The organism is Nostoc sp. LEGE 12454, assembly GCF_056620565.1.
In genome coordinates, this window is record NZ_JBWQXL010000013.1 from 97,739 (window position 1) to 121,508 (window position 23,770).

General features: G+C 41.4%; 7 protein-coding genes. 4 read left to right on the forward strand and 3 right to left on the reverse strand.

Features of this window, described 5'->3' with window-relative positions; genetic code table 11:
• Positions 1-18: 18 nt before the first annotated feature.
• The 3 genes from AC1F2U_RS16520 to AC1F2U_RS16530 are packed head-to-tail and all read right to left on the reverse strand — an operon-like array spanning position 19 to position 4,135.
• Positions 19-396: a DUF1636 family protein gene (locus AC1F2U_RS16520; protein ID WP_480262070.1), complete on the reverse strand. Its 378-nt coding sequence runs from the start codon at positions 394-396 to the stop codon at positions 19-21.
• A complete protein-coding gene (locus AC1F2U_RS16525) occupies positions 393-1,382 on the reverse strand; it encodes an ABC transporter substrate-binding protein (protein WP_480262071.1) in 990 nt (329 codons plus the stop codon). The genes AC1F2U_RS16520 and AC1F2U_RS16525 overlap by 4 nt, the downstream gene beginning before the upstream one ends.
• The gene (locus tag AC1F2U_RS16530; protein ID WP_480262072.1) at positions 1,370-4,135 is read right to left on the reverse strand and encodes a TonB-dependent siderophore receptor; all 2,766 of its coding nucleotides are present in this window, start codon (positions 4,133-4,135) and stop codon (positions 1,370-1,372) included. Before AC1F2U_RS16530 ends, AC1F2U_RS16525 begins: the two co-directional genes overlap by 13 nt.
• Before the next feature lie 745 nt (positions 4,136-4,880).
• Between AC1F2U_RS16530 and AC1F2U_RS16535 the strand changes: the two genes are divergently transcribed.
• From AC1F2U_RS16535 to AC1F2U_RS16550, 4 genes are read left to right on the forward strand one after another with little or no spacing between them, the layout of a single operon-like run.
• Complete coding sequence (locus AC1F2U_RS16535; RefSeq protein ID WP_480262073.1) at positions 4,881-5,825, forward strand: cupin-like domain-containing protein; 945 nt, start codon at positions 4,881-4,883, stop codon at positions 5,823-5,825.
• A 53-nt stretch (positions 5,826-5,878) separates the two neighbouring features.
• Entirely contained in the window at positions 5,879-11,311 is a 5,433-nt protein-coding gene (locus AC1F2U_RS16540) for an amino acid adenylation domain-containing protein (RefSeq protein WP_480262074.1), read from the forward strand.
• Positions 11,304-17,903 (forward strand): SDR family NAD(P)-dependent oxidoreductase, encoded by a 6,600-nt coding sequence (locus tag AC1F2U_RS16545; RefSeq protein WP_480262075.1) that lies wholly within the window; start codon positions 11,304-11,306, stop codon positions 17,901-17,903. Before AC1F2U_RS16540 ends, AC1F2U_RS16545 begins: the two co-directional genes overlap by 8 nt.
• Positions 17,896-23,760: a beta-ketoacyl synthase N-terminal-like domain-containing protein gene (locus AC1F2U_RS16550; protein ID WP_480262076.1), complete on the forward strand. Its 5,865-nt coding sequence runs from the start codon at positions 17,896-17,898 to the stop codon at positions 23,758-23,760. Before AC1F2U_RS16545 ends, AC1F2U_RS16550 begins: the two co-directional genes overlap by 8 nt.
• Positions 23,761-23,770 lie beyond the last annotated feature (10 nt).

Sequence of the window (23,770 nt, forward strand, 5' to 3'; positions counted from 1 at the left end):
AACATAATATTACCAAAGCTATGATTTTACAGGCGGAATTTGCGCGAAAATCGCAGACTGTAAAAGCTCAGGAAGCTGTTCCCATGCTAAAACTCCTTTACGGCTTTTGATATACAATTGCATAAATTCTAATAATGCTGCTGGGCTGTCTTCTGGGGTAAGATTGAGAAAGAGATAAGTGGCTTTGTTATGGCTTGATACAGATACAACACAGCCTTTACTACAAGCCCATAAACATCCAACAGGCTGAATTTTAATTTCATCAAATGGGAATTGTTCGATGCATAAAGTGTTGAGTCGATCGATTAAAATAGCACCATCGAAAGGCGGATTTTCTGGTCGTTCTTCAGATGAACGGTGGCAAGACTTGCAGACTAATAGCGTGTGTTTGGTCATTTGGATTCAGGGGTGTTGACGAGATATTTAAAGAGATCATCAATTACTACATCAGTTCCAAGCATATTTGTCGCAGCCCATGCCATAAAATCAACATAATAAACATGATTTTCTTTAACAGCCTTAAGGGTTTTCCAAAGTGGATCTCGTTGTTTCTCTTCCAGAAATTGATTGCCACCACTTGAATAAGTTGTCACAAATAAAATATCACCATCTGCTTTTTCTAATTCCTCTAGGGAAATAGGAAATGATCCATAGGGTGAATCCATATTTTGTGAAGCTGGACGCTGCAAAAGAGCATCGCTAAGAATAGAGCCAACGAATGAGTTTTTGGTGTCAATTGCTATTCGCCCATTCCCAACATATATAAATGATACTTTTTTGTCTTGATAGCGAATTCCTAATGCTAGTTTTAGCTGTTGCATTCGTTGATAGTAGCGTTTCCAAAGAGCTTTTTCAACCTCTTGCTTTCCTAATGCTTCAGCCACAAAACTAAAATGGTCTTCCCAGGTAGGATAATCGATTTTACCCAATACTGTAGGGGCAATTTTAGATAGTAGAGGATAAATTGGCTTGAACCAATCTACACCTACAATCAAATCTGGCTTAAGTAGTAATGTTGCTTCTAAATTTGGTTGTGCAAGTCCCAATAGTGTTATTCCCTCCGTTTTACCATTAATGGATGAGAGAGAATTTTCCCCTACATAAACTTCGTTAGTTGTACCAATGGGTTTAACTCCAAGGGCTAGAACATTACCTAAAGTACATGATGATAAGGTGACAACACGCTGGGGGTTAATGGGAACACAGGTTTCCCCCATAGTGTGTTTAACCATGCGACATTCTGCGGTTGGTTGTTTAGGTAAAGAGGATATATTTTGAGATGGGTGATGACTGCAAGCTGTAACTAAACTAAATCCTAAGATGCCCAATATTAACCAGTAGGAAAGATGTCGCCTGATTGTCTCGATCATTAAAGCTGCCACGAAATAGTTCCTTGAACTGTAAAGGGCTGTCCATAACCAACACGACCGCCAAAATAGGTATTTTCAAAATACTCTACGTCAAATAAGTTTTTGAAGTTGAGTCCGACTCTAAACCTATCTCTGTTGTAGAAAATAGCTGCATCAGTCCGAACATAACTCGGTACATCGAAAGTATTTGGCAAATCTCCAGCGCGATCGCCCACAAAAAACAAACCAAAACCAAATCCTAATCCTTGTAAATCACCTTTTTGAATTTCGTAGGTTGTCCATAAGTTGAAAGAATGGTCTGCGGTATTGGGCAAACGACTTCCAACTAGAAAACTAGCATCCTTGGTAATACGGGCATCAGTATAAGCATAGCCTGCAAAAATACTCCATCCTGGCAAAATTTCGCCTGTCACGCTCAGTTCAATCCCTCGGCTGTTCTGCTCACCTGTTTGGATTTGCAAATCTTGATCATTGGGGTCAGTTACCAAAACATTGGTACGGGTCAAATCATAGAAAGCAAGCGTTGCCGAAAGTCGGTCGTTTAAATCTGCCTTTACCCCAACCTCATACTGTCTACCTCGTTCTGGGTCAAAAGCTGTCGCCAAACTAGCGCCAAAAAGATATGTGCCTTGTGCTGGAGTAAATGAACTGATGTAGCTGGCATACAGCGAAATAGCGGGAATGGGTTGATAAACAATTCCAAACCGAGGACTCAAGGCACTATCTGACTTGCTGCTTTCTGTATTAGAAGAAAAATCTTCAGAGTTTTGCTTAAAACCATCAAACCGCCCACCCAACAGCAGCTTCAAATTTTCTGTTATGGCGATTTGATCTTGAAGATAGATTCCGAATGAATCTGTTGTTGTTTTATTGCTAGTTTCAAAATTAAATGCATCTCTTGGTTGACCGTAAACAGGATTAAATACATCAATGGATGCAGCATCAGCAGATGCAAATCTTGGTGTTGCGTTTATATAACGATTCAAATCAACCCCAAATAGAAGCTGATGCTTAATTGAACCTGTAGTAAACTTACCAACAACATTTGTTGTTAGAGTATAAATCGTTAAATCTTGTTCAAGTATTGAGAAAGAACGACTAATAGTTTGTAAGTTTGCATCTAAACTTTCAGGTCTTGTTTGTCTGGAATCGTAACTACTTAAACCATACCGAAAAGCATTGCTTAAAGACCAATTGTCGCTAAATTTATGTTCTAGTTGATATCCGATCCTTGTAATTGTTACGTTTATTTCATCAGAAGGTTCAGTAAGGTTGCGATTACGGGGGATTTTACCGTTAGGGTTCGGAAATATAGTGCCAACAGTCGGTAAACCAAATCCTGAGCCAGAATCTCTAGTCTCGATATAGTCTGCATTTAAATTCAGGTTAGTTCTTTCACCAATCGCCACACTGATCGCAGGTGATATACTCAAGTTTTCACTACTGTAGGAATCGATAAAACTACCAGAATTTCTATAGGCTGTATTGAGGCGATACAATACGGTTTTCGAGTCATCTAACGGACCGGAGAGATCGAGCGCACCTCTGTAGAAACTATAGCTGCCAACTGTTGCATCAATAGCATAAAAAGGTTCACTTAAGGGACGTTTAGTGACGATGTTGATGCTTCCTCCCGGACTACCCAAGCCAAATAGTACGGATGCTGGTCCTTTGAGAACTTCGACTCGCTCAACATTGGCAAGTTCAACCAAATCTCCAACCCCAGGATCGGGTAAACCATCCCTGAGCGAATTATTATTCGCTAGGTCAAATCCGCGAATTCTATAGTAAACACCTGGACCACTGGTAAATTCTTGAGTTACACCAGCAACATTCCTGAGTGCATCATCTAAGCGAGTAACCTGTTGGTCGCGCAACACTTGTTGTGGTACTACCTGAATCGATTGGGGAATATCACGCAGAGGGGTATCGGTTCTTGTACCAGTTGATGAGTCGGGTACGCGATACCCATCTTGCTCCCCTGTCACCACCAATTCAATCGGCTCATCCGGTTGCGCTGCTGGTTCCTCTTGTGGTGTCTCAGTTGCTGGCTTCTGTGGTGTTACCGGTGGCTGCGTCGCCGTTGCAGCAGTTGTTGTCACTCCAAAAATCAGACCTTCATCACCATCAAACAACTCAGCTTGTGGTAGTCCCCCTTCACCTACCACCATCACCCGGACAGTATTTGCATCCTGATTGATGACTGTAATCTCAGTCACTCCCGTAAGTGGTTTTTCTGAACGAAATACGAAAGCTTCACCACTGGGCAAACGCAGTTGTGCGTTAGGAATATCAGCAATAAAGTTATTCCCCTGACTGCGATTTGTTATTTGCAGTTTTTCCCCAAGGGATGTCTCTAGAATTAGCTCTACACCTTTGTCTGTGGGATTTACTTTTACTCCCGTGATTGGTATGACTTGTTGATCCCCATTTCTTTGTTCTGAGTTAGGAGGGTTAGTTGGTGTTGGTGACTGTACCAGCATTTGGGCGCTAGTAGCGGGAAGTTCGATTTCGCTTAGTTGGCGAATATTTTTACTTGTTTTATCCGACTTTGTTTTAAGGAGTTGGGATTTTTTGCTACTGGGAGCTAGTACTGGAGATTTGCTGTTCGCAAATTTTTTATCTAATGCAGATTTTCTTACCCTCTGGGTAGGAGGTTGGCCTTGAATATCCTCTCGTACTTCCTCACCTTTAGCTGGAGTGTTAATCACAACAACAACCGCACCTGTTAACAGCAGGCTTTGAAAAAATTTATCTAACTTCATTGATCCGCTTACACTCAATCACACTACTTGGCCGGACTCGGAGACACAATGACAATCTTTGAAAAGAATTGTCATTTAGGTTTAAGCTAGTTGAATCATATTATGAAGTGATGCTAGACACAAGATAATTAATAATCTTTTTTATTTAATCTGGATAGCAAGCAGCAATTATTCTTATAGCTATTTGTTTGCTTGACGCGTCATCAGAGATTAAATTAGTACCTAAAACTACTTCCTTAATAAGTATTTCCAAAATGCCTAGATAACCTTATTGTTTATTTATTTGCCCAAATAGAACGAAATTCTGTGTTATTTAGCCCTATGCAAAACTTAGATATCTATTTTGAGATGCGGTTTGGAAAAGTATATTGCTCGTCATCTATAAACAAAATCACATAAGCAAAGCTGATAATAATATAAATATTTGATAGCTTTTATATATAAAAAATCTATTGCTAAAGCAACTCATTCTCGTTAATCTAATCAAGGATAAATAAAAATTACTTGCAATAAAGAAAAGATTTATCCAAAAAAATTCTATGGAATTTTTTTAGTACTTACGCAATATATTGCTCAAACTCTGATTTCTCCGTGTCCTCTCCGGTAGCCTGCGGCTTCGCCTTTGGCGTTCTCGTAGAGTAGCCGCTTCTTCTATCGAGAACATAGCGTGTTGTAGACAGAAGCTTTGCGAATGCGCCTACGTTATTCCGTAACTCGTGCGTAAGTCCTATCTTGAAAAAAATGTTTGATTGATGCTCTTGCAACAAAACAATTTGCACATCGCGCTGAGTATGTTGGAGTTTCTATGCAAATTCAAGCCAGTAAGTCCATTTTAAAAATTAAAAGCCCTAGTACAAAGCAATTTTCCGAGACATGTAAACAATTTAAGCCTTTTATAATTGAAGATGTTGCTCAACATTGGGGTGCTTGTCAGAATTGGTCTAATGATTATCTGATAAAACACTGTGGAGATAATATGGTCCCAGTAAGATTTTATCAAAAAGATTTTTGGTCAGATCATAAAAACTTTGCTAATGAAGATGGCTATGAACCTAAAAAAGAAATTAAACTCAAGGAGTATATAAATAACCATCTAGAAGATCGTAATTTAGAATGTTATTTATCTGAAGCATATTTTGAAGAGCGTTTTCCGGAAATTGTTGGAGATGTAACTTATCCAGAATACTTGAACAGAAAGGCATTTGTTATACTATGGTATGGTTTTTCAAGTACAAAATTTTCTTCAACTACTAACCTTCACTTCGATCCACTACATAATATTTTTGCTCAAATTCGAGGGAGAAAAAGAATACTTTTATATCCCCCTTCAAATTATTTGTCATTCTATCCACCTCTTGAGAGTCCTTCTGGCGTAGGATTTAATAGTAAGGTAAATCCGGATCTATTCAATTTAGAATTATTTCCGAAGTTTCCTTGGCAGGAAAAAATAGAAGTTATACTTCAACCCGGAGAAATACTCTACATACCTCCTTTCTGGTGGCATCATATTACCGCAGTAGATAAGAATATATCATTATCGTTTTGGTACGATCTGAAAATTCAAGACTTTTTATGGCAAAAGAATATGGCGTCAGTTTTTTTTAATATTGCACCTCATTATTTATCTCATACAATCTTTGCTGGAAAACTCAATTATTTTATGGAATTCTTTAAGAGTATGTTTGTTTAATTGATGTTCTTCTAAAAAAATAAGTTGCACATTGCGTTGAGTTGAAAATAGAAATGAATAAATTTTCTCATAGCTTCTTTGATATTGTTGGCAATTTTTCTACAGTTGTCGAACTACTACGCTTAAGAAGCTCTACGCAACCAGATAGAGATGCTTTTACCTTTTTGTTAGATGGGGAGACAGAACAAACCACGCTAACATATCAAGAATTAGATAGGCGATCGCGCCAAATAGCTGCTCAATTACAAGCATTGGGTTTGACTGGGGAACGCGCTTTACTACTTTATCCCGCAGGACTAGATTTTTTAGTTGCTTTTTTTGGTTGCTTATATGCAGGAGTTGTGGCTATAACTGCATATCCCCCTCGAAATGAGCGTAATACACCAAGAATAAAAGCTATCTCTATAGATGCACAAGCAGCGATCGCTCTCACTACAACAGAAATCCTGCCTAATGTGCGGTCTTTAATGACACAAAAGACTGACTTAGAATCCTTACAGTGGCTAACTACTGATAATCTTGCAGAGGGAATAGAAGATAATTGGCAAGAACCCTCTATCGATCGAGATACCTTAGCTTTTCTGCAATACACCTCTGGTTCTACAGGGACACCCAAGGGTGTAATGATTAGTCATGGAAACCTACTGCACAATGCTGACACAACTTACCAATTTATGGAGCATTCTCCAGAAAGTAAGTTCGTGACGTGGTTGCCGATGTACCACGATATGGGCTTGATTGGAGGAATATTGCAACCTTTATATGGAGGTTTTCCTTGCATCATCATGCCTCCAACTTCCTTTCTTCAACGTCCTTACCGTTGGTTGCAGGCTATATCTCACTACAAAGGCACAACCAGTGGAGGCCCTAATTTTGCCTATGAGTTATGTACTCAAAAAATTACTCCTGAACAAAAAGAAACTCTTGACTTGAGTAGTTGGAGTGTGGCATTTAACGGCGCGGAACCGATTCGGTATGATACTTTAGAGCGGTTTGCAGCAGCTTTTGCCGATTGTGGCTTCCGTAAAGAGGCATTCTACCCTTGTTACGGGATGGCTGAAACAACTCTGATGGTTTCTGGGGTGCAGAAGGCGACATCACCGATCATCAAAAAAGTCCAGAAGTCTGCATTAGAATCTAATCGGGTAGTTGAATCATCTGTTAATGATGAGGATGTCTATTATTTTGTCAGTTGTGGTCGAGTTATACCACAACTGGAAGTAGCGATCGCTAATCCAGAAACACTCAGTAGTTGTAAACCTGGTGAAATCGGGGAAATTTGGGTATCTGGGCCGAGTGTTGGTCAAGGTTATTGGAATCGTTATCAAGAGACAACAGAAACTTTTCATGCTTATCTATCTGACACCGGTGTGGGGCCTTTTCTGCGGACGGGAGATTTAGGTTTTTTAGAAAATAGCGAGCTTTTCATTACAGGTAGAGCCAAAGATTTAATTATTATTCGCGGTAGAAATCTTTACCCACAAGATATAGAATTAACCGCCCAACGCAGCCATTCATCTTTAAATTCCGGTGCTAGCGCAGCATTTACAGTCGAGGTTCACAACGAAGAACGGCTGGTAATCGTCCAAGAATTGAAGTTTCGCACCAAGCCAAATTTAGAAGAAGTTATATCTGCAATTCGCCAAGCTGTGACTGAAGAACATGAAGTCCAAGTTTATGCTGTGGTTTTGATTAAACCAGGTAGTATTCCCAAAACTTCCAGTGGTAAAATTCAACGTCGTGCAACTCGCGCCCAGTTTCAGAATGGTGAACTGAATGTACTTGTCAGCAACATTCTCAAAATTAGCAATATTCTTATAGAGGAAACTCGATTACAGCGTTCCGAACTTTTGGCGCTTTCCCCAAGGGAATGTCAAAAGCTTCTAGAAACATATTTGATTGAACAGGAAGCGAGAGTACTGGCGATCGCACCAGATGATATCAATCCTAAAGAACCATTAAGTGTTCTGGGGCTTGATTCTTTAAAAGTGTTTGAGTTGAAAAACCGGATTGAGGTTGATTTAGAGGTAGAAGTATCCGTAGCAGATTTCTTTGAAGGGATGAATACGCTCGCGCTAGCGACAAAGATCCTTGCTCAACTGACAACAGACGCAATACCCTTAATATCCCTTACCCAACAAGAGAAAAACACATCTATTTATCCTCTCTCTTTTGCCCAGCAGGGATTATGGTTTATCAATCAGCTAACTCCCGATAGTCCTACATATAATATTCCTATAGTTATTAACTTCAAAGGTTGTATTAACAAAGCCAGCTTAGAAGATAGTCTTAACGAGATTATTAGACGACACGAAATCTTACGTACAAGCTTTACAGTGTCAGATGGACAACCCATTCAAGTTATCAATCAAGCTGTACCTTTGACTTTAGCTGTTGAAGATTTGCGTGTACTATCAGAAAATGAGCGTACCCAAGAAGCCCAACGTTTGGCTATAGAATTCGCACAACAGCCATTTGACTTATCTGCTCAATCGCTTTTGCGTAGTAAAATTTTACATCTAAATGATAAAAATTATCAATTGCTAGTCACTCTGCATCATATAATTGCAGATGGTTGGTCTATAGGTATTCTGATTAAAGAACTAGCTGCACTATATGAAGCATTTTCTACAGACAAACTCTTCCCACTTCCTGAATTACCAATTCAGTATGGAGATTTTGTCAATTGGCAACGAAAATTGTTTGATGGCGAGAGCGCTACGCACACGCTACGCGATCGCATTCAAGCAAAACTTACCTATTGGAAACAAAAGTTAAGTGGCGAGCTACCTATACTAAATTTAGCAACTGACCGGCCACGTAGAAGCAAAGCTAGCGATCGTCAGACATCGCCAGTTCAAACATTCAAAGGCGCTCAAGCAAAATTAGTTCTTTCTCCTACTCTGACAAAAGAGCTAGAGAATTTGAGCCGTCATTCGGGAGTAACTCTGTTTATGACCTTGCTTACAGCCTTCAAAACCTTGCTGTATCGCTACACAGGTCAGACTGATATTTTAGTCGGTTCGCCAATCGCCAATCGTAACAGAGCAGAAGTTAATTCATTAATAGGATTTTTTGTCAATGTTTTAGTCTTGCGTACAGACCTTTCTGGCGACCTGAGTTTTCAGGAGTTACTAGCGCGGGTGAAGTCAACAGCTTTAGAGGCATACATTCATCAAGACTTACCTTTTGAGAAGTTAGTACAAGAATTACAGCCAAACAGAGACTTGAGTTACAATCCACTATTTCAAGTGATGTTCGTTCTCCAGAATCTGCCAATATCAAATCCCACACTGTCAGATGTCTCTGTTACTTATGAGGAAGTTTACAACGGTACATCTAAGTTTGATTTGACATTGTTTATGCAGGATTCTGAGCAAGGGTTGGTTGCAACTTGTGAGTACAACACAGATTTATTTAATGCAGATACTATTACCCGGATGCTGGGACACTTCCAGACTTTATTGTCAAGCATAGTTAGTAATCCCGAACAACGGATTTACGATTTGCAACTACTAACCCCATCGGAAGTAGAGCAATTATTAGTTGAATGGAATGATACCAAAACAGACTATCCTCAAGATCAGTGCATTCATCAATTATTTGAGGCACAGGTAGAAAAAACACCAAATGCGATTGCAGTCGTCTTTGAAAACCAGCAACTAACCTACCGCGAGTTAAACAACCGAGCCAATCAACTAGCGCACTACTTGCAACAGCTAGGAGTCAAGCCAGAGGTACTAGTGGGAATCTGCACAGAGCGCTCTCTAGAGATGGTCATTGGACTTTTGGCTATCCTGAAAGCCGGTGGTGCTTATGTACCGCTAGATCCAATGTACCCACCGGAACGCTTAACTTTCATGCTAGAGAATGCCGACATATTTATTTTGTTGACTCAAAAACAGCTAGCAGAGCGGTTATCAGAGTACAAAGGGGATGTAATTTGTTTAGACGCGGATTCGGAAGCCATTGCCAAACATTCCCCAGAAAATCAAGTCAGTGGTGTCACAGCAGACAATTTAATCTATGCGATCTACACTTCTGGGTCAACAGGTAAACCCAAGGGTGCGGGAGTCTATCAGCGCAGCTTTACCAACCTCCTGAATTGGTTTGTCAGGGAATTTGATTTTTCCTGCAACGACCGTGTTTTACTGATATCTTCTTTGAGTTTTGATTTGACGCAAAAGAATATTTACGCGCCTCTGCTCGTCGGAGGTGAGTTACACCTTTTGCCATCTGGATACTATGACGCTGCACAAATTGTTGAGTTGGTCTGTAATAAACAAGTGACATGGCTCAACTGCACTCCCAGTGCCTTTTATCCATTAATAGATCGGGGCGATAAAAGCTTGTGCATGAAGAAGACGTTGAAGTATGTATTTTTAGGTGGTGAACCGATTTCAATATCTCGGCTAAAAGTATGGCTCGATGCTCCTTATAATACACAAATTGTCAACACCTATGGCCCAACCGAGTGTACAGATATCTGTGCGGCTTATCGAGTAACTCAACCAGAACAATGGCTAGAAAAAGTAGTACCGATTGGGAAGCCAATTTATAATGCCAAGGTATACGTGTTAGATGAAAACCTATTGCCTTTGCCCGTGGGTATAGTAGGTGAACTATATGTTGGTGGTGAAGGAGTCGGACGAGGCTATATCAATAATCTCGAGCTGACTTTAGCTAAGTTTGTTTGCGATCCTTTCAGTGCTAAGGAAGGTGCATGGCTATACAAAAGCGGGGATCTAGCTCGTTATTCAAGCGATGGGAACATTGAGTTTCTCGGTCGGATTGATAATCAGGTGAAGATTCGCGGCTTCCGCATCGAACTCGAAGAAATTGAAGCACTCATCAGTCAACACCCAGCAGTACAGACAAGTGTGGTTGTAGTTCGTGAGGATGAGCCAGGTTTTAAACGTTTGGTAGCCTACCAAGTCCTTCACCCAGAGCAAGCACTGACAGCTACTGAGTTGCGCCGCTTTTTAGAGCTTAAGTTGCCAACCTACATGATACCAAATGCCTTTGTAATCCTAGAGGCACTGCCATTAACGCCCAACGGCAAAGTTGATCGGCGATGTCTGGCGACAAGCCACTTTGCATCTACGCTACCTGCATCAGAAACTCTTCACTCAGAGTTAGAAGTTACTTATGTGATGCCACAAACTGAGATGGAACAAACCATCGCTACGATTTGGCAAGAGATGTTACACCTAGAAAAGGTGGGTGTGAATGACAATTTCTTTGACATCGGTGGTCATTCGTTATTAATGGTTCAAGTTAATAGCAAATTACAAGAAGTTTTGCAGCGGGATTTATCAGTTGTAGAAATGTTTCAGAATCCAACTATCAATTCCTTGGCACAGTATTTAAGTCAAGAACAACAGCTTTCTTTTATAGGAACACGCGATCGCGCAAATAAGCAAATTGAGGCTATCAAGCGCCAAAAGCAACATTTGAGTAGGCAAGGTAAAAATATTTATGGTTAACGCTACACATAATGAATCGATGGAAGCCATAGCCATCATTGGGATGGCAGGGCGTTTTCCTGATGCAAAAAATATTGAAGAGTTTTGGCAAAATTTACAGTCTGGTGTAGAGTCAATTTCTCTCTTCACAAATGAAGAGGTAGTCTCTGATGGGATTGATCCTAATATATTAAGCGATCGCAATTATGTAAAAGCCAGTGCCATATTAAAAGATATAGATTTATTTGATGCGTCATTTTTTAGTTTTAATCCCAAAGAAGCAGAAATTACCGACCCCCAACACCGGATTTTTTTAGAGTGTGCTTTGGAAGCATTGGAAAATGCTGGCTACGATTCTAATAGATGTGACAGTCGTATTGGAGTTTACGCTGGTGCTAGCCTCAATAACTATTATTCATTAGATTTAAACCGCGATCGCCTGGGTTCAGCCCAATGCTATCAAACAGTAATTGGTAACGATAAAGATTTCCTTACAACTCGTGTTTCTTATAAATTAAATCTTACTGGCCCAAGTATTACAGTCCAAACAGCTTGCTCTACCTCATTAGTAGCAACCACACTTGCTTGTCAAAGTTTGTTGAATTATCAATGCGACATGGCTTTGGCTGGTGGGGTTTCTATCCACGTACCCCAAAAAACGGGTTATCTGTACGAACCCGGAGGCACATTATCGCCTGATGGTCACTGTCGCGCCTTTGATGCTAAAGCGCAGGGAACAACTATTGGTAATGGTGTAGGAATTGTTGTCCTGAAGCGATTGAGTGATGCTCTAGCAGATGGTGATTGCATCCATGCTGTAATTAAAGGTTCAGCTATTAATAATGATGGTTCTGGTAAAGTTGGCTACACAGCGCCTAGCGTGAATGGTCAAGCAGAGGTGATTGCCGAAGCGATGATGCTGGCGGGAGTGGAGCCTGAAACAATCAACTATATTGAAGCTCATGGTACTGGTACAGCTTTAGGCGATCCCATTGAAATTGCCGCACTCTCTCAAGTCTTTCGTAGCAGTACCAACAAAAAAGGCTTCTGTGCGATCGCTTCAGTTAAAACAAACATCGGTCATTTAGATGCAGCGGCTGGAATAGCCGGACTGATTAAAACTGTTCTAGCCCTGAAACATCAGCAGATACCACCCAGCTTAAATTTTGAGCAACCCAATCCCCAGATTGATTTTGCCAATAGCCCTTTTTATGTGAATACAAAGCTAGCAGAATGGAAAGCGGGAAGTACTCCTCGGCGTGCTGGTGTGAGTTCTTTGGGTATTGGTGGGACTAATGCTCATGTCATTCTAGAAGAAGCACCAGTACAAGTCAAAAGTCAAAAGTCAAAAGGCAAAAGTAAGTATCTTTTGTGTATATCGACTAAAACTAGTTCCGCTTTAGAGACAGCAACAGTCAATCTGGCTAATCACCTCCAGCAACATCCCGATGTGAACTTAGCGGATGTTGCTTATACTCTGCAAGTAGGACGTGGTGAATTTAATCATCGTCGCGTCCTCGTGTGCCAAGATATCGAGGATGCAGTCAGCGCCTTACGAGATCCGGAAAGGGTTTTGACTCGCTTAGTAGAAAGTGGCGATCGCCCCATCGTCTTCATGTTTCCTGGACAGGGCGCTCAGTATGTGGATATGGGCAAAGAACTATACCAAACTGAGCCGATTTTTCAAGAACAGGTGGATTTGTGTTGTGAATTGCTGCAACCTGATTTGGGGTTGGATTTGCGATCGCTAATTTATCCCAACGAGTCTGAATCAAAAGCCGCAGCCGAAAAACTGCAACAAACTGACATCACTCAACCAGCATTGTTTGTCATAGAATACGCTTTGGCTCAATTGTGGATGTCGTGGGGTATTGCTCCCCAAGCGATGATTGGTCATAGCATTGGGGAATATGTCGCTGCCTGTTTAGCTGGTGTAATATCTGTTGAAGATGCCTTAAGGCTGGTAGCTGCTCGTGGGCGACTGATGCAACAACTTCCATCTGGTGCGATGCTCTCTGTTCCCCTGCCAGAAGCGGAAGTTAGAGGTTTACTGAATGAAAATTTATCCTTAGCTGCTAGTAATTCACCAGCTTTGTGTGTAGTATCGGGAACTGATGATGCTATAGATGCACTTCAAAACCAGCTTCAAGGGATAGAATGTCGGCGTTTGCATACCTCCCACGCTTTTCATTCTTCGATGATGGAAACCATCTTGGAGCCATTCGAGAAGGAAGTCAGTAAAGTCAGACTACATCCTCCAAAAATTCCCTTTATTTCCAATGTTACGGGCACTTGGATTACAGCAGAGCAAGCCACAGATCCAAATTATTGGGCGAAACATTTACGCTCATGTGTTCGTTTCTCGGAAGGAATCTCTGCATTACTGCAAGAGCCAAATCGCATCCTGCTGGAGGTTGGGCCTGGACATACTTTATCTACCTTCGCCAAAAAGCATTCAGAACCGATCGCATTATCTTCATTACGACATCCTCAAGAAAAACACTCAGATGTAGCGTTCTTATTGAACACGTTAGGCAAACTCTGGCTATCTGGAGTAAATGTGGATTGGTCGGGATTTTATGCTCATGAGCGCCGTCATCGTCTTCCCTTACCAACATACCCCTTCGAGCGCCAGCGTTACTGGATTCACGATCAAAAACCAGCCGCAACTGTCAAGACAAGTGTACAGAAGCCTGTCACCTCTCTACCAGGTAAAAAGTTAGATATTGCCAACTGGTTTTACGTCCCATCATGGAAACGCTCTCCACTATCCGAAAAGCCCAAGAGTGAAAAATCGGTTTTGGCTTGCACTCTGGTGTTTACCGATGAGTGCGGATTGGGTGAAGAATTAGTGAAACGATTGGAATTGCAAGGTCGAGATGCGATCGCACTCAGCACAGGATCGGAGTTGAGAAAATTAAGCGATCGCCACTACACCTTAAATCCCCAACAACGGGATGACTATGATGCTTTGCTCAAAGAACTTCTAGCAGAAAACAAATTCCCAAATACAATTGTGCATTTATGGAATGTCACACCTGTTAACAATACAGAATCAGCAGTTGACAAAGCAGAAGATTTAGGATTTTACAGTCTACTATTTCTCGCTCAGGCACTTGGGAAACATCATTTTAGCGAGCAACTGCAAATAGCCGTCATCTCCAACAACATGCAGGAAGTGACTGGAGACGAAATTCTTTGTCCTGAGAAGGCAACTATTCTTGGGCCTGTGAAGGTCATACCAAAAGAGTATTTAAATATCAATTGTCGCAGCATTGATATTGTTAGTCCCTCAAATCAATCTTGGCACCAAGAGAAACTGATAGACCAGTTGCTGAGTGAACTACAAACGCAATCTTCTGACTCAGTTATCGCCTACCGAGGAAATCATCGCTGGGTTCAGCAATTTGAACCTGTTTCCTTAGAGCCAGCCTCTGCAAAAATACCAAAGCTACAAGAAAAAGGCGTGTATTTAATCACTGGTGGATTGGGAGGCATTGGATTGGTGCTGGCGGAGCATCTGGCGAAGACTGTAAAAGCAAAATTGCTGCTGACAGGACGTTCATCATTTCCACCAAAAGACGAATGGTCAGAGTGGCTGAAGGCTCATGGTGAGCAAGATAGTATTAGCCGCAAGATTCAAAAACTCCAACCACTCGAACAGTTGGGTGCAGAAATTTTGGTGGTGAGTGCTGATGTCACCGATCGCGAACAAATGCTTGGGGCGATCGCTCAGGCGCAGGAGTATTTTGGTAAGTTCAATGGTGTAATTCACGCCGCTGGAATTCCAGGAGGTGGAATCATTCAGCTAAAAACGGCGGAAATGACAGCAAATGTTCTGGCATCTAAAGTGAAGGGAACACTAGTTATTAATAGTATTTTTCAGGATACTCAGCTAGATTTCTTTGTTTTGTGTTCCTCAATGACAGCCATTCAAGGAGAATTAGGACAGGTAGATTATGCCAGTGCTAATGCTTTTCTTGACGCTTTTGCTCACTATAAGAGTAATCGAGATGGCATATTTACAACATCTATTAACTGGTCTGCTTGGCAGGAAGTTGGTATGGCAGCCGCAGCCGCAAATCTATCAACCCCATCCCAGATTGTCAAACCTCAATTTGAAGCAGTGAACCATCCATTATTTGAGCAATGCATAGTGGAGAGTTCAGAGCAAGAAATATATATCTCGAAGTTTAGCGTCATCAAACACTGGGTTTTGAATGAACACATAGTCATGGAAAAGGCGACACTTCCAGGAACAGCTTACCTGGAAATGGCTAGGGCTGCTTTTGAAAATCACAACAAAAATCGCCCAATAGAAATCAGTGAAGTGTATTTTCTCACGCCCTTAGTGGTAGAAGCTGATGAAGAAAAAGAAGTTCGGACACTGTTGAAAAAGCAGGGAGATAAATTTGAATTCTCTATCATCAGCCAATCAAACTCTGAGGGAGATAAATGGTTAGAACATGCTAGGGGTGAAATAGCCTTTATAGAAACAGAATTACCTAATAAATATGACATTGAAGCAATTATAGCTAGATGTAATGAGCAGGAAATTACCAATGCAGAAAGGGAGAGTAAACTTCAAGGAGGATATATAGAATTTGGCTCTAGATGGAACAACTTCAAACAGGCAAAATTCGGTACAAATGAAGGTTTAGCTATTCTAGAAATACCTAGTCAATTTGCCAATGATATTAATTTATATAAATTACATCCGGCTTTATTAGATAATGCCGTTGGTTTTCTGAGCATCAAGGAAGAAAGCGCTTACTTACCGTTTTCTTATAAAAAATTGAGGTTTAGAGAATCTTTACCTGAGAAAGTATACAGTCACATTAGATCCACTACAAATGACAAATCTCGGAATGATACTCTGAAATTTGATATCACTATTATGGATGACCAAGGGAGAGAATTGGTTGAGATAGAAGAGTATACTTTGAGAAAAGTAGATGTCATCCCAAAAAAATCTCCTATTTCCGAAAGCCAAAACTTCTGTTTGCAAATTTCTTCTCCTGGTACTTTAGATACTTTGACATTTCAATCAATATCGCGACAGCAACCAGGTCGAGGAGAGGTAGAAATTGAGGTGGCTGCAACTGGTCTTAACTTTAAAGAAGTACTTCTGGCTTTAGGAATGCTTCCTATCCCAATTGATGCTCATCTCAAGTTCGGTTTGGAGTGTGCTGGAAAAATAGTTGCATTAGGAGAAGGCGTTGAGGGGTTTGAAATTGGAGATGAAGTGATTGCCTTTGGCGATGGTTGCTTTAGCCGATTCCTCACGACTTCTGCTTTGTCAGTTGCACTCAAACCCAAACATTTGAGTTTAGAAGCAGCGGCAACAATTCCTGTAGCATTTACTACAGCTTACTATTCCCTGATGCAATTAGGTAGGTTAAGTAAAGGCGATTGCATTCTCATTCATGCGGCTGCTGGTGGAGTCGGCATGGCGGCAGTTCAAATTGCTCAGTGGGTAGGAGCAGAAATCTTCGCCACGGCGGGTAATCCAGAGAAGCGAGCGTTTCTGCATTCAATTGGGATTGAGCATGTCTTTGATTCTAGGTCTGTCGCTTTTGCTGAGGAAGTGATGCAACGCACGCATGGCAAGGGTGTAGACGTAGTTTTGAATTCCCTTGCTGGAGAATTCTTGACCAAAAGTCTAGACGTATTAGCACCTTACGGACGCTTTCTCGAAATTGGTAAGCGGGATATTCTCAATAACAGCCAACTAGGTCTAAAAGTCTTTGCAAAATGCTTATCGTTCTTTGCTATTAACGTAGACCGACAACTTCCCAACTTTAGCGATCTGTGGCGCGAAGTAGTACAACATTTCCACGAGAGAAATTTTCAACCCTTGCCTTATCAGGTCTTTGCTATTGATTCGGTGGCTCGTGCTTTTGAAGAGATGGCAAGAGCGAAGCATATTGGTAAGATTGTTGTATCTTTGGAAAATCAAAACTCCCTATCTATTGGGGAAAACAAAGACACTAAAGTATCCGTAGCTTTCAGTTCTAGAGAGCCAAAAAAATCTGTTACACCTGCCCAAACGTATCAAAAACAGCTGCTTGAGCAAGGGTTATCATCTGCTGAGGGGATAGAAGCGTTCAACCGGATTCTGGAAAATACGCTTTCCCAAGTTTTGGTCTCAACCCATGATTTTCGACTCCAAATCAAGCCGGATCTCGTGAGTAACTCACCCATTCTAGAAGCTACAAACAAAGATAACCTCTCAAAACCAACGTATTCAAGACCAGAACTGAGTACTACCTATATTGCTCCCAGAAACGAAATCGAGCAAAAAATCTCTTTTATCTGGCAAGAACTCCTGGGCAGCGAACAAGTAGGTATCCACGACAACTTCTTTGAGCTAGGTGGCGATTCACTCCTCATGGTACAGGTACGCAGTAAATTGCAGGCTGCTTTAAACTGTGATATCTCCACAGCTGACTTATTTGAATATCCCACCATCAATGTCTTGGCAGGATATCTCAGCCAGACACAAAATGAACAGCCAGCCTTTGAGCAAGCACAAGAGCGTGCCAAGAGGCAAGAAGCAGCAATTGAAGAAGAAATGGATCTGATGAAGCTCAGGAGGAGAGTGTATGAGTAATCGATTGAAAGGAATAGCCGTAATTGGCATGGCAGGTCGGTTTCCCGGAGCCAAAAATGTGGCTCAGTTTTGGCAGAATTTGTGCAACGGTGTAGAGTCTATTTCAACCTTCAGCGATGAAGAATTAGTGGCACAAGGCGTAGATCCAACTTGTTTGCAAGACCCTAACTATGTAAAAGCTGGGTTTGTGTTAGAAGACATCGAGATGTTTGACGCTTCATTCTTCGGCTACTCTCCTAGAGAAGCTGAAATTCTCGACCCACAACAGCGAGTTTTTTTAGAGTGTGCGTGGGAAGCTTTAGAAAATGCTGGTTATGACCCAAAATCAGACAATAACCTGATTGGTGTATATGCTGGGGGCAACCTGAGTACTTACCTGCTCAATAATCTCGCCTCACACCCTGACTTGCTCAAATCGCTGAATATGCAAATTGCCCTTGGCAATGATAAGGATTCTATATCTACACGAGTTTCCTACAAGTTAAATTTAAAAGGGCCAAGTATTAGTGTCGGTACAGCTTGTTCCACTTCTCTAGTTGGTGTTCATCTGGCGTGTCGAGGATTACTGAGTTACCAGTGCGATATGGCGCTGGCTGGTGGTATCGCTATCCAAACTCCCCAAGTAGAAGGTTATTTCTATCAAACTGGCGGGATGGCTTCTGCTGATGCTCACACTCGCGCCTTTGATGCTAAAGCCCAAGGCGGCCCTTTTGGCAGAGGCGTGGGTATTGCGGTCTTGAAGAGATTAGAAGATGCCGTAGCGGATGGCGACTATATTTATGGAGTAATTAAAGGTTCAGCTATTAATAATGATGGTGCAGTAAAAGTCAGCTATACAGCACCGAGCGTCGCAGGTCAAGCCGAAGTGATTGCCCAAGCCCAAGCGATCGCCTCCTTTGAACCTGATACCATTACCTATATTGAAACTCATGGCACTGGTACAGCCTTGGGCGATCCGATTGAAATTCGAGCGCTAGAAAAAGTATTTCGTGCCGGAACCAGTAAAAAGGGTTTTTGTGCGATCGGTTCGGTCAAACCTAATGTCAGCCATTTGAATACAGCTGCTGGGGTGACGGGCTTAATTAAAACTGTTTTAGCTCTAAAGCATCAACAAATACCACCCAGCTTGTATTTTGAAGAACCCAATCCTGAAATAGACTTTGCCAACAGCCCTTTTTACGTTAATACCGAACTATCTGCATGGCAAACAAACGGGACACCACGCCGCGCTGGGGTCAGTTCTTTTGGTCTTGGAGGGACTAATGCTCATGTTGTTTTAGAAGAAGCACCGGAAGTGGAGCAGAGGGGCAGGGGAGCAGGGGAGCAGGGGAGAAAGTATCAATTGCTGGTAGTTTCTGCTAAAACTAGCTCTGCTTTAGAGACGGCGACTACAAATTTGGTTAATCACCTGGAACAGCACCCAGAAATTAACCTTGCGGATGTAGCTTATACATTGCAAGTTGGGCGGCATGGTTTGAGTCATCGGCGGACAGTTGTTTGTCAAGATACTCAAGATGCGATCGCAGCCCTCCAAAATCCCAAACGAGTCCTCACTAGCACTCAGGACATGAATGAGCGCCCAGTAGCCTTTATGTTTACTGGTTTGGGAACTCATTATGTCAATATGGGTTCTGAATTATACCAATTTGAACCCACGTTCCGCAAACACCTCGATCGTTGTTGCTCGTTGTTTGAACCCCTTTTAGGTCTTAATCTCAAAGAAGTTATTTATCCTACTTCCCATTCAACAACCGAAACAACCAAAGAAAAATCAGGTATAGATTTACGCCAAATGCTTGGTCGCGATCGCCAATCACCAGATCCCGCCGCCCGAAAATTAAATCAAACCTATCTCACTCAACCAGCACTGTTTGCCATTGAGTATGCTTTAGCTCAATTATGGATATCCTGGGGCATTCGTCCAGTAGCGATGATTGGTTACAGCATTGGTGAATATACCGCAGCAACAATAGCCGGAGTGTTGTCTCTAGAAGATGCAATTACTCTTGTTGCCAAAAGAGCGCAAATGATTCAAGAGTTGCCAGGGGGAGCAATGCTGGCGGTTCCTTTGACAGAGGAAGAAGTGCAACCTTTCTTGAGTGAAAACCTTTCCTTATCAGCAGTCAATGGCTCATTTCAGTGTGTACTTGCGGGAACTACACAGGCTGTAGAGGAATTAGCACGTGAGTTGAGTGCTAAGGGGTTAGCCTGTCGGCAATTGCAGACTTCTCACGCCTTTCATTCTTACATGATGGAGGCGATCGCGGACTCTTTCAGCGAGCTGGTGCAAACGATCAGCCTCAAACCACCGCAAATTCCTTATATATCTAACGTTACCGGAACTTGGATTACAGCAGAGCAAGCCACAAATCCCAGCTACTGGACACAGCATCTGTGCCAACCCGTGCGCTTTGCTGATGGAGTAAATCAGTTGTGGACAAAACACAGTCCAATTTTATTAGAGGTGGGGCCAGGACAAACCTTAAGCAGTTTAGCAATGCAATGTTTAGATAATGTTCCTGATGATAACAAGGTAATATTATCCTCGCTGCGCTATGCTTATGAGCGACAATCTGACGTTGGTTTCATCCTCAACACATTAGGACAACTATGGCTTGAGGGAATCAAGATAGATTGGTCGGGATTTCATGCTCATGAGCGCCGACATCGCCTTCCCTTACCAACATATCCCTTTGAGCGACAAAGATATTGGATTGAACCACAAAAATTGTTACCTGTACAAAAAAATTTCCAGCCCAAGTTAACAGCATTAGAGCTTTGGAAATCTTTGGTAGAAGCTGGTCAACTTCAAGCTAGTACAGGAGCTTTGGAATTTGACAAGCAAATCTCTCAAGCGAAAAGAGAGTGTTTAGATCGTTTATGTATTGCTTATATTAATCTTACAACAGCACATTTAGGAGCTTTTAGCAATCCCACTAAAAAGTATTCTTTGGCAGAGTTATTTGACCAATGTCAGATTATTTCTTCCTATAAAGAATTGTTCAGTCGATGGCTAGAAATATTGGTAGAGCAAGGTCAGTTACATGAAGAACAAGGGCTGTTTACTAACTTTTTACCAATATCAACAGACTTTGTTAATGAGCTTTTGGTAGAAGTCAGAGCCAAATGGGCAGACACGCCGCAACAAATAGATTTGCTGCAACTGTATGGCGAAAATATGGTATCTCTGCTGACTGGTAAAAAAGAACCATTAGAGTTCCATGTTTCTACCTTATTAAAATCAGGAGAATTTTCAGTCCAACAATTGCCTGAAAATAAGTACTACAACTCAATCATGCGGGTATGCCTAGAACAGGTTTCAAAAGCACTACCTCCTGAAGTTAATCTCAGAATTCTGGAACTTGGCGCTGGAACTGGTACTGGCACGGCAGAGTTATTACCTATATTGCCATCAGAGAAAACAAATTATACCTTCACTGATGTGGGAGGTTTCTTCCTGAATGCAGCTAAGAAGAAATTTAGCGATTATCCATTTATTGAATATCAATTGCTAGACCTTGAGCGATCGCTACAAGAACAAGGATACTCAAGTCACAGCTTTGATGTAATTGTAGCTTTCCAAGTGTTGCACGTTGCTCGAAATATTGGAGAAACTCTCGATCGCATTCGCTCTTTACTCGCCCCTGGAGGTTTACTTCTCTTTTGGGAAACAACTCAACCCCGTTTGGAATTTGAGTTCATTGACGCGCTGCTGATGAATCCCATAAAAGATGCAGAAAGCGATCGCAACATGTGCAATCCCTTTTTATCCAAAGAGCAGTGGCAACAAGAACTCAAATCTCATGGTTTTGTGCAGGTGACAGCCTTCTCAGAATTCGCACCTTTCACAGACCACATAATTGTCGCTCAAGCTACTACGCCAGCAACGCCCAAAGCACCAGCAGCATTTACAGCATTACTTGAAGCAGACAAAACGCATGAAGTTTCATTTGGTAAAAAGTCCAATATTGCTGACTGGTTCTACATCCCTTCATGGAAACGTTCGCTACCACCACAATCAAACGGTCAGGTGAAACAAGCAGAACGCTGGTTAATATTTGTTGATGAGTATGGGTTAGGCGCTCAAATCGTGAAGCGACTCGAACTTGAAGGTCATGATGTAATTACCGTCAGAGTTGGAAAACAATTTGAGACTACGAGTGAATCTTCAAGAGAGCATCTGGGTAAGCGTGCATATACAATAGCACCGCAACAACAGGATGATTACAACACCTTACTTAAAGAACTCCGCACCCAAGACTTAATACCACAAAGAATTATTCATCTGTGGAGTGTAACACAGTCAGAGCTTGGAGATTTTAACACAACACAAGGATTCCAAAGTTTATTATTGTTGACACAAACGCTAGGAAAACAGAATTTTACAAATGAGTTACAGATTGCAATTATCTCCAACAATATGCAAGCTGTAACTGGAGTTGAAAATCTCTGCCCAGAAAAAGCAACACTCCTTGCACTTGTTAAGGTTATCTCACAAGAATATTCAAATATTAAATGTCGTAGCATTGATGTTGCTATTCCCTCACCAGGAAGTTGGCAAGAAGAAAAATTTGTAGAACAACTACTGACAGAACTCCAAGCCAATTCCTCTGACTCAGTTATTGCTTACCGTAGTTTGGAACGTTGGGTGCAAACCTTTGAGTCTGTCCAATTAGATGCAAACGTTCCCAATACACCCAGATTAAAGGAAAAAGGAGTTTACTTAATTACTGGTGGACTGGAAGACATAGGACTTGTAGTAGCCGAACATCTAGCAAAGACACTACAGGCAAAGCTGCTGATTTTAGAAGTTGAAGATTTTCCCAACCGACAGGAGTGGAAACAGTGGCTGAAAACTCACGACGATCGAGATAACATCAGCCGCAAGATTTTCAAAGTGCAAGAACTAGAAAATTTGGGCGCAGAAGTCTTAATCGAAAGCGCTGATGTGGTAAATTTAGTACAAAACAAATTTAGTCAAATAAATGGGGTATTCCACACAACTAAAATACCCGCAGATAAATTAATTAGCCCCATTGTAGAGATAGACCCAACAGAGTGCAAACAGCAACTTCAGCAAGAAATACAAAGACTATTAGTATTAGAAGAAGTTTTGCAGTCCCAAAAACTTGATTTTTGTCTCTTAATGTCTTCCTTAACCTCAGTTGTAGGAGGATTAGGCTCTATTACTTACTCAGCAGCCAGTCTATTCATGGATGCTTTTGCTTACCAGCATAATCAGATAAATCCTGTTCCTTGGATGAGCATTAACTGGGATACGTGGCGATTTGCAGTAGGCAATTCACAAATACCTACTAATAAAACTTTGGCTGAATTCGCCATCGAACCTTTAGAAGGTGTAAATGCCCTTGAACGGATTCTTGTGTGGAGTCAATATCATCAAATAGTTGTCTCAACTGGTAATTTACAATCTAGAATTGACCAATGGATTAAATTAAAGCCTTTACAACAGAAAATTACTGCCCAAAGATCCAATTTATCTTCTCGTCACTCTAGACCAAATTTAAAAAATGCATACATTGCTCCTAGTAATGATGTAGAGCAAAAACTAGTTGAAGTTTTTCAAGAGTTGCTGGGTATAGAGCCAGTAGGTATTCATGACAGTTTTTTTGCTTTGGGAGGAGACTCTCTGACGGGAACTGTACTTATTTCTCAGCTTCGCAAAACTTTTCAAATAGAACTACCTGTTCGTTCTCTTTTTGAAGCTCCCACTATTGATGAATTAGCTTTGGTAATTGAAGAAATTCTCATAGAAGAGTTAGAACAATTATCTGGGAATGAAACAAGTGTAACTAGGGAGATTAACAAAACTCTTGATGTCCAATTGTCAAACTAGATTACAAAAG